Origin of the sequence: Paenibacillus sp. JJ-100 (genome assembly GCF_948329825.1) — a bacterium.
Taxonomy (GTDB): domain Bacteria; phylum Bacillota; class Bacilli; order Paenibacillales; family Paenibacillaceae; genus Paenibacillus.
On the sequence record NZ_CAOJCM010000004.1, the window covers coordinates 357,753 to 372,359 of the forward strand.

At 44.5% G+C, this 14,607-nt stretch carries 17 protein-coding genes and 1 riboswitch; all 17 genes read left to right on the forward strand.

What is annotated here, in order from left to right; translation table 11 throughout:
• Positions 1–202: 202 nt before the first annotated feature.
• Positions 203–378: riboswitch (cyclic di-AMP (ydaO/yuaA leader) on the forward strand.
• A 117-nt stretch (positions 379–495) separates the two neighbouring features.
• The 17 genes from PQG66_RS17530 to PQG66_RS17610 all read left to right on the forward strand — a co-directional run bounded on the left by PQG66_RS17530 (position 496) and on the right by PQG66_RS17610 (position 14,589).
• Positions 496–924: a hypothetical protein gene (locus tag PQG66_RS17530; protein WP_272039016.1), complete on the forward strand. Its 429-nt coding sequence runs from the start codon at positions 496–498 to the stop codon at positions 922–924.
• A gap of 143 nt (positions 925–1,067) precedes the next feature.
• Positions 1,068–1,757: an HAD family hydrolase gene (locus PQG66_RS17535; protein WP_272039017.1), complete on the forward strand. Its 690-nt coding sequence runs from the start codon at positions 1,068–1,070 to the stop codon at positions 1,755–1,757.
• Between the two features lie 246 nt (positions 1,758–2,003).
• On the forward strand, positions 2,004–2,423 hold the full coding sequence (locus PQG66_RS17540; protein ID WP_272039018.1) for an organic hydroperoxide resistance protein: 420 nt from the start codon (positions 2,004–2,006) through the stop codon (positions 2,421–2,423).
• A gap of 173 nt (positions 2,424–2,596) precedes the next feature.
• Positions 2,597–2,842: a zinc ribbon domain-containing protein gene (locus PQG66_RS17545; RefSeq protein WP_272039019.1), complete on the forward strand. Its 246-nt coding sequence runs from the start codon at positions 2,597–2,599 to the stop codon at positions 2,840–2,842.
• A gap of 105 nt (positions 2,843–2,947) precedes the next feature.
• The gene (locus tag PQG66_RS17550) at positions 2,948–3,229 is read left to right on the forward strand and encodes a hypothetical protein (protein WP_272039020.1); all 282 of its coding nucleotides are present in this window, start codon (positions 2,948–2,950) and stop codon (positions 3,227–3,229) included.
• Between the two features lie 144 nt (positions 3,230–3,373).
• Positions 3,374–3,796, forward strand: coding sequence for a thiol-disulfide oxidoreductase DCC family protein (locus PQG66_RS17555; RefSeq protein ID WP_272039021.1), 423 nt, complete (start codon positions 3,374–3,376; stop codon positions 3,794–3,796).
• Between the two features lie 120 nt (positions 3,797–3,916).
• Entirely contained in the window at positions 3,917–4,777 is an 861-nt protein-coding gene (locus tag PQG66_RS17560; protein ID WP_272039022.1) for a DUF6612 family protein, read from the forward strand.
• A 186-nt stretch (positions 4,778–4,963) separates the two neighbouring features.
• Positions 4,964–5,347: a VOC family protein gene (locus PQG66_RS17565; protein WP_272039023.1), complete on the forward strand. Its 384-nt coding sequence runs from the start codon at positions 4,964–4,966 to the stop codon at positions 5,345–5,347.
• A gap of 159 nt (positions 5,348–5,506) precedes the next feature.
• Positions 5,507–6,844 (forward strand): hypothetical protein, encoded by a 1,338-nt coding sequence (locus PQG66_RS17570; RefSeq protein ID WP_272039024.1) that lies wholly within the window; start codon positions 5,507–5,509, stop codon positions 6,842–6,844.
• Positions 6,841–8,115, forward strand: a complete 1,275-nt coding sequence (locus PQG66_RS17575) for a CpaF family protein (protein WP_272039025.1) — start codon at positions 6,841–6,843, stop codon at positions 8,113–8,115. The genes PQG66_RS17570 and PQG66_RS17575 overlap by 4 nt, the downstream gene beginning before the upstream one ends.
• A 149-nt stretch (positions 8,116–8,264) precedes the next feature.
• Entirely contained in the window at positions 8,265–9,026 is a 762-nt protein-coding gene (locus PQG66_RS17580; protein WP_272039026.1) for a type II secretion system F family protein, read from the forward strand.
• A 12-nt stretch (positions 9,027–9,038) separates the two neighbouring features.
• Complete coding sequence (locus PQG66_RS17585) at positions 9,039–9,908, forward strand: type II secretion system F family protein (protein ID WP_272039027.1); 870 nt, start codon at positions 9,039–9,041, stop codon at positions 9,906–9,908.
• A gap of 11 nt (positions 9,909–9,919) precedes the next feature.
• Positions 9,920–10,129 (forward strand): Flp1 family type IVb pilin, encoded by a 210-nt coding sequence (locus PQG66_RS17590; RefSeq protein ID WP_442955116.1) that lies wholly within the window; start codon positions 9,920–9,922, stop codon positions 10,127–10,129.
• Complete coding sequence (locus PQG66_RS17595) at positions 10,113–10,787, forward strand: TadE/TadG family type IV pilus assembly protein (protein ID WP_272039028.1); 675 nt, start codon at positions 10,113–10,115, stop codon at positions 10,785–10,787. The genes PQG66_RS17590 and PQG66_RS17595 overlap by 17 nt, the downstream gene beginning before the upstream one ends.
• A 61-nt stretch (positions 10,788–10,848) precedes the next feature.
• Positions 10,849–12,999: a hypothetical protein gene (locus PQG66_RS17600; RefSeq protein WP_272039029.1), complete on the forward strand. Its 2,151-nt coding sequence runs from the start codon at positions 10,849–10,851 to the stop codon at positions 12,997–12,999.
• A 97-nt stretch (positions 13,000–13,096) separates the two neighbouring features.
• Positions 13,097–14,077, forward strand: a complete 981-nt coding sequence (locus PQG66_RS17605) for a pilus assembly protein (protein WP_442955123.1) — start codon at positions 13,097–13,099, stop codon at positions 14,075–14,077.
• Positions 14,077–14,589: an A24 family peptidase gene (locus PQG66_RS17610; protein ID WP_442955124.1), complete on the forward strand. Its 513-nt coding sequence runs from the start codon at positions 14,077–14,079 to the stop codon at positions 14,587–14,589. The genes PQG66_RS17605 and PQG66_RS17610 overlap by 1 nt, the downstream gene beginning before the upstream one ends.
• Positions 14,590–14,607: the final 18 nt, after the last annotated feature.

Below are 14,607 nucleotides of genomic sequence, written 5' to 3' on the forward strand. Positions count from 1 at the left end.
GTAGGATAGCGTATAAACGGTATGTAAGCGTTATTATGTGAGTTTATCTCTCGAAACCTGCCGATTCAGTGATCTGTCTACACTTTACATGATCATGCCGGCGGTGTATGATTCATATCGTGATTTGATTTATAATGAAGTTGTATTAAAAAATGAAACAAACGATAATATCGATCGATTTTATGCTCAAGATAAACGAACGATGTTTTAATCGCTGAGTTTCCATTCGTAGTGAGTGGAAAACGGGGGAACCAACGGGATGGGCTGTGTTACAACAGCAGACATCCATGGGGTGAATTTTCCGGTTGCAACCGGAAATAGGGCGACTCTCGCGCCCGAATCCGTCAGCTAACCTCGTAAGCGTTAAAGGGAGAGGCAACAAACCGCACGCTGATTCATGGCGATTTCGTCATGGGTTATTTAAGAAGCGTTTCGGAGGCCTTGGTCCCCACGCTTCTTTTTTGTTGTCTTTTCACGCCAAGGGAGGAACGAAGAATGGATAAAGAGATGATTCTAGTCACGGCTCCGAATGAAGCTGGACGTAAATTTGTAAAATTACTGATGTACAAAAAAATGCCGTTTGCGGTTTTGACGAACAGTGCTGATGAAGAGCGCAAACTTCGCCGAATTGGCGTAGAACACATTATCCGCATGAATACAGCGGCCGCTGAAAAATGGTTTTTGCCGCAAGCTAGTGTAGGTAATGTGTTCATTTTCGAAAACAGTTTAAACTTGACTTGCCGCTATCTTCAGATTTGTCGCTCGTGGACATCCAAATCTTTGTGTGTAATTACGGAGCAAAGCCATCCCAAAGGAATTTATCGTGGCATGGGTGCGGACAAAATTGTATACTCGCTCAACGGAGAAGTCGGCTTTCTTCTCAATAGTTGCAATAAGCCTGAGGCTGAAGCGAGCAGCATGTGATTGATCCCTTGTAAGGCGCCTGCTATAATCGCAGGTATAGACTAACGGAATATTGAGGAGACTCATGCTTGTCGTGGGTCTTCTTTTTTATGGATACAGCAAGAAAGCTGTGGAGAACCTGCGGCTTACAAGGAGGAATAGGCGTGCTGGATATTGCAGGATTGAAGTGGTTGTTTTTTGATGTAGGGGACACGCTGGTAGACGAATGGGAACCGGTAGACGATATTATCGGGCAATTCGTTCGTGAGGCTAATGCTTATGGCTATCCAGTAAAGATTGAGGCGGTGCGAGAGCTGTTCGCAATGTGTTACCGAAAATTTGAACAATGGCCGATGAAAGTTGCCATACGTACATATATTCATGATGAAGATCACCGCAATCAGATTCAGGACAAGTTGAAGTTTTGTAAAGAGCTGGAGAAGCCTTTTCCTCATGCAGCTGAAGTTCTAAAGCAACTTTCACAACACTACCGCATTGGTATCATCGCTAATCAGAGTCCTGGGACTGAAGTGAGGCTGGAAAGCTATGGGCTTCGGAAATATGTGGATGTTCTGGCCTGTTCGGCAGAAGAAGGATTATCCAAGCCTGATCCGGAGCTGTATGTGGTTGCTCTGAAACAGGCAGGATGTGAACCCGGCGAAGCGGTGATGATCGGAGATCGAATCGATAATGATATCATACCTGCGCGCAGTTTGGGCATGAGAACCATCCGTATTTTGCAGGGATATGGAAGGTTCCAGCCGGATCTGTCGGATAAAGAACGTGCAGACTGGACAGTGGAGTCGCTGGATGAACTGCTGCCACTGCTTATACCAGATGGAGCTACCAGCTGACTCCTTTTATATTTAGGTTAGAACAGCATGATTGTCTGGACAATCAAATACACATTCAGTACGACAATGATCGTAGCAATGATCCAGGAAACGATCTGGAGCCATAGTTTGTTTACAAAAGGCCTCATGCTTTATTTGTCGCTTGTAAACATGATGATAAAGAAATGATCAAGCGTTTCAAATCGAGCCAGAAGTTTAAAAAGAAAATGTAGGCAGTTAAAAATCAGTAGCGAAGGAGAGATTCTGATGGAAGCTTTATATACAGCAACAGCAACGGTGAAAGGTGGACGTACAGGTTCTGTGTCTTCTTCGGATGGTGTACTGCAGCATGATCTGAAAATGCCGAAAGAGCTGGGCGGTGCAGGTGGAGAAGGGACAAACCCTGAGCAATTATTTGCGGCTGGTTACGGTGCATGTTATGAGAGTGCTCTGGCTAATGTAGCTCGCAAAGCGGGTGTTAAACTGGAAGACGTGGTGGTAACTAGCAATGTATCCATCGGTAAAGATCCTACGGATGACGGGTTCAAACTGGCGGTGCGTCTGGATGTAAGTATGTCTGGAGTAGATCATAGTCAAGCTGAGGAGCTTGCTCGCAAAGCACATGATTTCTGCCCATACTCCAAAGCAACACGCGGTAACATCGACGTTGTATTGAATGTGGTTTAATCGTGGGGTATCTAGCGATACCTGATGTTATAGTACAAGCCCTGCTGCTAGTCAGCAGGGCTTTATTTCCCTATCTGGGGAATAGGGAAGCATATTTTTCCCGTCTCAGCACGTACTCTTTTACATAACAGAACAGTCACTTCATGCCACATATTCCATAAGGGGGAACGGTCATGAGTATAGAAGAAATGATTGAGAGAAGATTTGTATGCACCAAATGCCGGGGGACAGATTGCAGTATTAAGGAAGTCTCCATGTCGGGAGCGGGTCTCAGTAAAGTGTTTGATATTCAACACAACCACTATTTATTTGTAAGTTGTAACTCATGTGGGTACGTCGAAGTTTTTAATCCAGATGTGTTGAAAGGCAAGAAACAGGGACAGGTCGGAACGATACTGGATATTTTGTTTGGTGGATAAGCATATGTGAGTTGACATCGACCTGAAATTTCTTTAATATGACCTAGTACTGAAAAAAGTCAGTGCAGTTAGCATGAACCAAATTTGAATTCACAGGTGATATCCATGTCTTATAGACCAAGCATCGCAAAATTGCAAGTAGCCAGCAAAAATGAAAAAGACGGACTGTACGAATTTACGTTACAACTGGCGGACGGTACAAAATGCCGTGTATTCTACTCCAAATCTCCAGATTGGAAAATGACTGCGATCAGCCGTCTGCAGAAAACTCCTTGCCCTGTATGCCGTAAAGATTTCATCTGTAAATGTATGGATCAATGGTCAGGTGACCTGCATCAGCAAATGTCGGACGAATGGATCGAAAAAGCACTAGCAGAAGCTGAGTAATTGGTGGACAAATATGAGTGTGGGCATATGCCTGCGCTTTTTTTCTTTTTAAAATAAAAATAGTCATATAAAGTTTAGATTCAGCGAGAAAGTTGGTTCAAAGTGGGTAAGTATTCTAACAGCAATAAATAGGAGGCTACCATTATGACAGCAGCTTATGAGGACCAACATGAAGGACATTCAATTGTTCTTGTCGACGGTGTGTGTCATTTCTGTCAGGGAATAACGAAGTGGATTATCAAACGTGACCCGGAAGGGAAATATCATTTCGCTTCTCTTCAGTCGGATGTAGCAAAGGAATTATTAGAAAAGGGTGGCTTGAGTACAGACAGCATGGATACGTTTGTACTGATTGAAGATGGGGAATACTACACACGCTCGACCGCAGCTCTAAAACTGGCCAAAGGATTAAAATTCCCATATCCCTTGTTCTATGTGTTTATTATCGTGCCCAAATTCATTCGGAATGCGGTTTATAACTGGGTTGCGCGTAATCGGTATCGCTGGTTTGGGAAAGATGAAGCATGTATGTTGCCTACGCCTGAGATTAAAAATCGTTTTTTATAATTAATAGTTTTTCCAAATAAGCTTCCATTAAAGAGTCAACTCCTGTATTATGATTAATATCGGAAATTATTGGTTAATAGTTAATGGTCTTATTACTTACATTTTTAGGAGGATATCAACTTGAAGAAGTGGACAACAATTATGATTGGGGCATTACTAGCAGTAAGCTTGGCAGCTTGTGGAAACGATACAGATAAATCCGCAACGCCGTCAGCAGGAAACGAAACAGCAAATGAAAGCAACAAACCAGCTGAACAGAAAGCAGCTGTACCTACACTGGATGAATTGCTTGCAAAAACAAGTGAAGCATCGAAAGCACTGAAAAGCTTCACTACTGATGCTAATATTGATCAGAAAATCAAAGTGGTTGCTGGTGAGCAATCTCAGGATCAGGAAGTTAAAACTTCTCTGAAAATGGATATCATCAAAGATCCAATGACGATCTATCAAGAGGTAGAGTTGGATATGCCTGGACAAGGTAAGCAAAATGTGAAGCAATATATCACTTCCGATAACATTTACTCTCAAGTGGGTGACCAATGGGTAACGGTCCCTGAGGATCAAGCGAAAGAACTGATCGAGCCGATGAAAGCAAGTATGAATCCGGAACAAGAGCTGGATCAATTCAAAAAAGTGGAAGATAACATTAAAATCACTGAAGAAGGCGACAGCTATGTCATGAGTGCCGATGTATCGGGTGACAATGTCAAAGATTTGGCTAAATCCCTTATGGAACAGAATGGTTCAGATGCTCAATTGCAAGCTATGCTTGAGCAAATGACAATTAAGAGCATGAAGATGAAATATATGATTAACAAAGAGACTTCATTGCTTGAGAGCGTTGATGTAGATATGGTTATGGAATTGGAGCAAGAAGGTCAGAAAATGACGATGGACATGAAAATGGATACAAAGTTCTCCAACCATGACAAAGTTGAAGAAATCAAAGTTCCACAAGAAGCATTGGATAGCGCAAAATAAGTAAAACCTACACACCTTTGATCTGAAATCGGGAGAACCTGCGGGCAACCGAATCAAGATCAAGGGTGTTTTTTTGGATTTTGGCTAGAAGTTAGAGCTCGATCTAGATATGGAAAGTTTGCAGAATGGTATAGTATAGACTGATGAACGTAAGATTCATTGGAGTTGCTGGGAGGGGACACTAAAATGATTAGATATGCACATATTCATCACGTAAGTTTGGCCGTTCGAGACCTGGAGACAGCAAAAAAGTTCTATTCTGGCTTATTAGGTATGCAGGAGATTGAGCGCCCGCCGTTTCGTTCAACGGGTACCTGGTATGCTATCGGTAGTCAGCAGCTTCATCTGCTGCAGCATCCAGAAGGTCATACATTGAGAGAGGCAGGAATTGATACTACAGATGGACATTTTGCCATCTGGGTCGTTAGTTATTCGGAAACCATTGCATGGTTGGAACAACAGGGCATTGAATATGAAGCGAGACCCGATAGTGTCGCTGGATTTGCCCAGATTTTTATCCTGGATCCGGATCGAAATATCATCGAGTTTGGAGCACCCTATGGTTCATAACCCGGAGGTTTGAATAAATCACTTGCTCGTCCATAAAATGTATGCTATAGTATGCATACATTCATAGCACGTGACGGAAGCACCGTCCATATCCTGCAACTTCATGCGGGTAATGGACGGTGTTTTTTTTTGTGCTTTTTTGTGGGAGGGAAGCAGAATTTGATTGTACTTAAGACAGTATTGGTAGCCAGGGATAAAGACTATATTCGTGCCTGGCTTGATTATGCACAGAGTAGCCCAGCGGGCGATCATATGCGGTTTACGGCGTTTTCCCAGTTGGAAGCATTCACTAATTATATGACTGAACAGGAAGAGCGTGATTTGCCTGATCTAATCATAGCTGAACCAGAGTTTTTGAATCCGTGGCTGATCAACGGAGGAGAAGCATCCGGAATCCCATGGCTTATGCTTAGTGAAGGACATGAAGGTGAGCATGAGAATAAGCAACTGATGAAGTACCAGCCACTGTCCACCTTGTTAGAAGCTGCGAGGAATGCTTGCCGGCAGCCAAAGAGTAAGAAAAACCAACGTCGGGGTCAAGAGACGCTATGCATTGGTGTTCTATCAGCATCAGCCGGGAGTGGTAAAACAGCGGTGGCTATGCATATGGCAAAGCAGCTTGGGCTTGCAGGGTATGCTGTGTTGTATCTCAATCTGGAAACACTGGACAGTACGTTTCCCTTCCTGGAAAAAGGACTGCGTCAGACTCATCGGCATCATGCTGAGGCAGAGACGGGGCTGTCGCGGTTGTTATACGATCTGAAGATGCGCAGAAGAGAAGTGAACAGCGGTCAGATTCAGGGGCAACGAAAGGGACAGGAACGTGGTTCACATCAAGGCAGGACTACGAATATAAACATAGGTGAAAAAGTGCCTGCGCCTGCGATCTCTGGCAATGAGGCATCGAACGACGGGATTGCTCCATGTAAAGCAGCAAGCGAATATGTTATTTCGCATGAAGCATTAAAATCGGATGTATTTTGGCCTTTAACTAACCGGAAAGAAATGCTGCAGATGTCTAAAGGAGACACAACAGATCTGATTCGATATTTGACCGACTGTGGTCAGTATGAGTTACTGATTCTGGATGGAGATTCAGGCTGGGATGAACGAAGCGAAGGCATAATGGAGGCAGCAGATACCTTTGTATGGCTGGTAGAGGATGATATCGCTGCGATGCATCGATGGGGGCAATGGCTGTATCATGCAGAGCGTAATCGGCCAGATGTAATCGAAAGTGTATTGGAGAGGACATATTTTGTAATTAACAAATACCGGGAACAATTGCTTAATCCCTTGCCAAGGGCAGATCTGCGTGTGGATGCCGTATTACCCTATATCCCTTCATGGAAGCAGTTAAATCAGGAAGAAGTTATGCTGAGCTCACCCATTTTTCAGCGTGAAGTGAAGAGATTGTGTGCTCTGCTGGTTCAGACTATGGGAGACGAGCAACGACAGACAGGGCAAATGGTTCAACAGGAGTCAAGAGTGTTATGACGGAACATTTATGGAGCATCGCAGATCGGGAAGAACAGTTCCAAACGATACGTAAACAAGTACGTGCATCACTGGATCTGACTTCATCAGCTGGAGACGAGGAACTGTGGCGAGGGATCGAGGATAAGGTTCTTCGTGATTCGGACCTTGGGGATCTGACTTCAGGTGAACGCCATGCACTGGTACAACGATTGTTTGATTCTTTTCGCGGGTTAGATATCTTACAACCTTTAGTTGATCACCCGAACATTACGGAGATTATGATCAACAGTCACCGGGAGATATTTGTGGAGCAAGAGGGGGAGGTCAGACAGATTCCTCTGCAATTCGAGTCCAGAGAGCGGCTGGAAGATATTATTCAGATGATTGTCTCCGGTGTAAACCGGATCGTGAATGAATCTTCTCCGATTGTGGATGCCCGTTTAAAGGATGGTTCTCGAGTTAACATCGTACTTCCACCTATTGCGCTTAAGGGTCCAACAATGACCATCCGGAAATTCCCGAGTGAACCGTTGAAGATGTCTAATTTGATTGAAAAAGGCGCGTTGCATCAGGAAGCAGCCGTCCTATTACAGCAGTTAGTACGGAGCAAGTACAACATTTTTATTGGGGGAGGAACAGGATCTGGTAAAACGACATTTCTAAATGCCTTGTCTCAGTTCATTCCTTCTGACGAGCGGATTATTACGATTGAGGATTCAGCCGAATTACAGATCGTGACGGTGCCCAATCTTGTATCATTAGAAACACGAAATGCCAACACAGAAGGCAAAGGTCTTATTTCCATCCGGGATTTGATCAAATCCTCCTTGCGGATGCGGCCTAACCGGATTGTTATCGGGGAAGTTCGGGGAGCGGAGGCGTTGGATATGTTACAGGCAATGAATACTGGACATGATGGAAGTTTGTCAACGGGCCACGCTAACACCATCTCGGATATGATCAGCAGACTAGAGACAATGGTACTCAGTGGAGCGGATCTTCCTATTGCGGTTGTAAGGCAGCAGATCAGTTCGGCTATCGATATATTTGTTCATCTCTCCCGGCTTCGAGACCGTTCACGACGTGTAACAGAGATCAGCGAAGTGATTGGTATGGAAAATGGTGAAGTACTCCTGAATCCGTTGTATCGTTTCCAGGAAGAAGAGGAGCGTGAAGGTCATATCATCGGTGGACTAATACAGGTCGGAAGACTGAGCAAGACAGATAAAATTCAGGCAGCTGGACTTGGGAAATGGCTTGATGAATACATAGAGGGTTTGGCCAAATAGATCGAACATGAGGATAGGGACGGAAAATGAAATAGTTTGTTATCGTCGTGTAACAACGATTGTTCGACATTTGAAGTAAGCGATATTATTTAACCTTTCATGATAATGTGCTTCTTTATCAAATTTTAAATATGGGGAGGTGATGTAGTGTGGAGCAAAGCAGACAAACATTAACGGATTACAACGTGTATACGCTTAGCTCAAAGCAACGCCTTGTGTGCATGCTCGTCAGCGGTATGCTGTTTTTCGGAATTGGTTTGTTGTTTTATCATCACTGGATCGCCGGAATCGTATTAGCAGCAGGATGCATATGGGTGCCCAGGTTTTGGACAAAAGTGTTACTTGAACGAAGAAGGATGACGCTTAGTCTACATTTCAAGCAGGCACTCTATGCGCTATCTTCTGCGTTGGCGGCAGGGAAATCGGTAGAGAACGGCTTCAAGGAATCAGTTGAAGACTTACGCATGTTAAACCCAGAAGCGGATACAGATCTGATCCGAGAATTCACCATATTGCGGACACGCATGGAATACGGACAGCCAATAGAAGAGGCGTTGCAGGATTTTTCGGATCGGGCACAGATCGAAGACATCACCAATTTTGCAGACGTGTTCATCACTTGTAAACGAACAGGTGGTGATCTGGTTGAGGTCGTTCGCCGTACCTCCGGAGTGATTGGAGAAAAACTCGACATACAGCAAGACATTATGGTGGCTGTGGCACAGAAAAAATTTGAATCTAAAGTGATGTTTGCAGCTCCATTCATTTTTCTGTTGTTCCTCAACCTCACAGCCAGTGATTTCATGGCACCACTATACAGCGGGATGGGATACATCATCTCGACAATTGCACTTGCTGTCCTAGTCTGCTGTTATTTATGGATTCAGCGCATTATGAATATCAAAGTGTGAGGAGTTGAGAAGATGCTATTTCCTCTCATTATTGGAGGAGCACTTGGAGCGGGCTGGTTGATGCTTGATCGAACCCGAGGGCAAACCTATAAACATTTACGAAATCTAGATATGAAAGGGTTACGTTTCAAGAAATTGCACGCCCCGTTTCTATTCATGCTGGATAGATTCGAGATTGGCCGCAGATTGCCAGTGCTTATGTTCCGAATGCAGCATGCCATCCAAAAGATGTATGGCGTACAGCATAGCGGTGAGAAGACGCTGCTCTATTGTGCGGAAATGTTGACTTACTCTTGGCTCTTGCTACTGGCTGGGTGTGTACTTTCACTCGTCGGGGATACAGGTATGGGAGGAGTAGCCGGAGGATTTGTCCTTGGGATCGCTGTACCTTTTGCTATGTATAAAGACCTTTACACCAAAGTGAAACATAGAGATCAGGATATCCTCATCGAGCTACCGGAATTACTTAATCGGATTGTCCTCCTGGTTGGAGCAGGAGAAACCGTACAACGTGCGATTATTCACTGCGTGGATAGCCAAGGTGACCGGGACCATCCTTTATATAACGAACTGCGGAAGGCGGCAGGAGATTGGAATAACGGCTATTCGTTTCAACAATCCTTTGAGCAGTTCAGTCGCAGATGCGGGGTACAAGAAGTGACGATTTTTACAACGACAGTGCTGCTGAATTTCCGGCGTGGGGGAGGTGACTTTGTATTGGCGCTGCGGGATCTTTCACATGCACTGTGGGAGAAACGCAAGGCTGTTAGCCGGGCCAAGGGAGAGCAAGCTTCTTCCAAACTGGTGTTTCCGATGGTATTGATCTTTTTTACAATCGTAGTCATGATCGGTGCACCTGCTTTTATGATGATGAATATGTAGGAGGAAATGAGATGATGGATCTGAGAAGCAATGCAACGGAAGGAATGAAGAGCAAAATATCCTCACTGTGGAAGGAAGAGGATGGGTTAGGTACTCTGGAGTCAATTCTGATTATCGGCGTAATCATCATTATTGCCTTGATTTTTAAAAATCAGATTAAAACTTTGGTCGAAAATTTGCTAAAAAGTGTCAGCAGTAAAAGTAATGAGTTCTTTGAGTAGAAACTTCAAAAAGGAAGAAGGGAGCTTCACCGTTGAAGCTTCCCTCGTCTTCCCGGTTGTGTTGTTTACTCTTGTGCTGCTACTTTTCTTCACGATGTATATGTACCAAAAGACATTTTTGAACCAGCATGCCTATGCGGCATCCGAACGAGCTGCTTATAGCTGGGATAACAGTAAAAAACAGGCGATGACAGGCGAATACGCTGCTGGAGAATATGATCACCTGTACTGGAGGTTAACCGATGATCGGCTCTTAGGTGCCCTGTTTGGATGGGCGGGAGCGGATAATGAGGTGAGTATTTCTGTACCTTCCGGTGAAGGAGGAAGTCTATCGGAAAAGAAATTAGTACAAGCATCCAGCCAGATGCCTTCAGCTATGAAAGGTACGATGACATATCAAAATACGCTGATTCAGCGGAAAGTGACAACTCATCTGGAACAGGTTATTTCACTACCTTTGCCTATGTTTTTGTTTGATTCAGGAAATCGAGTACTCACAAGGGGCTCATCCGCAGTTGTGGAGCCGGTTGAATTCATCCGAACGGTAGATTTGATTCGTTACTATGGTGCGAAGTTCAAAGGTAAAGGCGGCAAGGCAGCCACTTCAGCTACAGAGGCGGGGCAAGTTGTGCAGTATTTTGGCACAAGTAAAAAATAAGCAAAGGAGGAGGAAGGAGCTGTTCAGAAAAAAAAACGGTGGTGAATCTGGAGCGGTAACATTGTTTTTGATCTTAATTTTGGCTGGTGTATATATGTTTGTAGCCATTTTTATAGATTACTCGAGAATTGCAGCCTTCAAGGTACAGACGGAACGTATGACACATGCAGCGATGAGATCGGTTATGTCTGCTTATGACACATCACTTCGGGAGTATGGATTGTTTGCATATGGGGATACCAGTGGAGATGCACTCATGGCAAAAGTGTTGAATGATAGTGTGAAACCTTCGTCTGTAAAGGATAGTTTTCCGATCCTGGATATCCAATGGGATACCACTTCACTCCAAATGGAGCGCGAGCTAGGCAGACATGATATTTTTAATCGTCAGATCCAGGAAGACATGAAGTATAGGGCTCCAGTTGATTTTGCTATTGAAGTGATTAATCGATTCAAGCCGATGTCGGAAGAGATGAAAGAAGCAGCCCATACGGTGGACCTGTTGAAGAAATTACAGAAGCTCTATGACAAACGTGAACAGCTGCTGGATGAAGCTATCGCTAATCAAGTAGACTCTGCTGAGAAGGTAAAGAAGCTGCCGGACCTGATTATGAAGCCGCCAGGCCAGTCAATCTATGAAGAAATGCTTGAAGCAGCACCGGAGACAGCGGCAGAAGCAGCAGCACGTTATAGCGATTACTTAAATAAAAAGCAGGCAGATGAAGGATTACCATTTAATCAACAGCAGTACATATTGGAATTGGGACGTTACCGGACAGGTGTCAATCAAATTGTGACAGGCATTAGCATGATCATACAACCAGCATTACAGGCACATCAGACCAAGCTTGCCGAAGCGCAGGCGAAAATTGAAGAAGCGCGCGGAATTAATGAAGAAATGAAACGGGTGATTGCCGAAGGAGAAAATCGTTCTGAGAATGCCAGTTATGATAGCGTGGGAAGCTCTACTCTGCCTGGAACGAGTCCGACATCTACGGGTTCCGGCAACGAAGCCAAGAGCACACGTTCACTCGCTTCGGAGCTTGTTAGGGAAGATGCTCTATTTGATCGGTTAAAATCTCGTGTCATCTCGCAAAATACAGACTTCTCTAATGTTCGAAAAGATAGCATAGAACTCAATAATCAGCTTCGGAATGTGACAGGTATGAGTGGTGTACCCATCAAACCTGCGGTTAGGCAAGGAAGTCAGACTGCGGAACGATATATGAATTCCTTCATAAGAACGGGTGCTGCCAATCTTATCACACAGAGCAAACAGGAGCTTGAGAATGGACGTGGGTCGGATGCCCAGCGTAAAGAAAATGACAAGCAGTCCCAACGTAAATTGAAGGAAATTAAACGGTTATTTAGCAAGATTGAGAACGGCAATGCGGGTTCAATGCAGGCATTCAAACAGTTGGAGGAATATTATGAAGCCAACATTGCGTTGAATGAGAGTAGCTCCGTACGAGCGGAAATGACGGGGATAGATAGTGATCCTTATGATTCTGGCGGAAATGCCATGAAAGGAATGGATCACCTATTTGGTGGAATGTCTGGGTTACTGGATCAACTTGGTGATGAGTTATTTCAGAATGAATATGCACTTGCCTATTTTAATCCCATGGATTTTGGTCAATTGTTTTCTTGGACGGAAGGCAGTGGAAATGCTGATGATGTGTTCAAGCTGGAGAATCAGGAACTGGAATATATCATATACGGATTTCACAACCCTTCAGGTAACATCGCATCTGCGTATGCCGAGATCTTTGGTATGCGGCTGGCGATCCGAACAGCTGAAGGACTTGCCGAAAACAGTAAGCTGGGGAATCCGCTTCTTGTGTTATCTGCGGCGATTCTATACGGAATTACACATGCTATAGAAGATATGATGAAACTGGCAAAAGACGGAAGTGTTGAATTATCCAAATACATCAGGGTGAAGTTGACGTATAAGGATCATCTTCGATTGTTCTTGCTTATGCATAGCAATAATGAACGCAAAATGTCTCGCATGCTGGCACTGATTCGAATGAATACGGGTGTAAACCCGGATGAGAAACAAACCTACGCTTCAGGCCAGATTCGTAGCAGTATTAAGCTATGGTTTTTACCTGGAATTGTGCGAAGTATAGGTGCTGCTATGGGGAGTACAGATCAAGTACAGGATGGACGATTTTACATTGAACGGAAGGCGGATTATTCCTATTGAACAGATGAACAAACCATTGGATGGAGGCGCGATGGATAAATGGATTCAGGTTCAAGATGAACGAATGAATGTGCAGGTGCAACATCGAATGACGCGGATAAGTAGATTAGATCGCTTGATGTCCTTGAGAAAACAGATGCTGGAAGCGAAAAAGGAACAGGGCAGTATGGTGCTGGAAGCTTCACTGGTTCTTCCTGTTTTTTTATTCTTTATTCTATTTCTTATCTTCATCGTTCAGATGACGCTGATCTCCACCGCATTGCAGAGTACAGCAGGGGAAACGGTGAAGCAGCTATCAACAAAGGTGTACCCAGTCTCTCTTGTCTTTGCTCCTTCGGATTCAGCAGGAGGTGAGGGCTCAAAAGAGGGATTGATGTGGTCAGAGCTTTCTCTTACCGAATGGGCAGATGAGTATGCCTCTTCATTGCCTGAACCGTTAAGTGACTGGGTGCAAGCAGCTGCAAGGAGTGGAGAAGAGCCACTGCAAAGAATTAAAACCTCGGCATTAGAGGTAGTGCTTGATCCTGTGATTAAACCGTTACTGCAACCGTTCGTTGACACAACGCTGCTAGATATGGAGCGAATTCATGTGAACGGAGTTTCCGTCCCCAATCTAAGGGATAAAACGAATCCTTATTTCAGACTTGAGCTAAGTTATGAGCTGCCAGTGAAAGTACCCTTTCTCGGTAAACCTTTGCGAATTCAAGTTGCTGCGGCAGAACGCATATGGATTGGGGATACAGGTGAGGGGTCAGATGGCGTAAGCGGGGAGGGCAAGAGTGGGAGCGCAGCGACCGTTTTATCCAAGCCAGACCCCGCATTTATAGGGAATCAAGCTAAGATAAAGGTTCAGGTGGAGCCTGGATCAACCGCCAATCTTACGATTTTTTACAAGTCGGGTGAGAGTTCCGCGCAGCATATAGGCTGGGCTGTTGCTGACGAGAATGGAATTATAGAGTGGAACTGGTTTGTCGGTACTCGAACAACAGAAGGCACATGGAGTTTTGTTGTAGAGACAGCGGACGGTGCTCAGACGGAAACGTCGTTTACGGTAGCATCTAGAAATAAGGAGAGGTGATCTCGGTGGGATGGTTTTATATAATCTGTGGCGCATATCTTCTAGCGGCGTTCATAACTGACATACGCTCAATGAAGATTCCTAATTGGCTAACTCTGCCCGTAACGGCAATAGGTGTAGCTGCCCATCTCCTGTGGGGAGGATGGCAGGGTGTGCTGTTTTCCTTAGCTGGATTTGCTGTGGGTTTCGGTATGTTGTTTTTAATGTATGTCATTGGTGCAGTCGGTGCAGGTGATGTGAAATTGTTTGGGGGGATCGGTGCATGGACAGGATTTACATTTGGTATACACGTTATTGTGTACTCGATCTTGTATGCTGGTGTGATTGGTTTAGTGATCCTCTTGTTTCGTAGAGATGCGGCGAAGCGAGTAAGGACAATGGCATTTAATCTACTAAGTTTCTTTAAACTAGGTTCTCTTAAACTTGTAAGTCAGGAGAAAACATTAAAATTTCCGTTTATGCTGGCGGTGCTGCCCGGCTTCGTTAGTTCATGGATATATGTGACGGTATAATGGAAAGTGAGGAGCGAC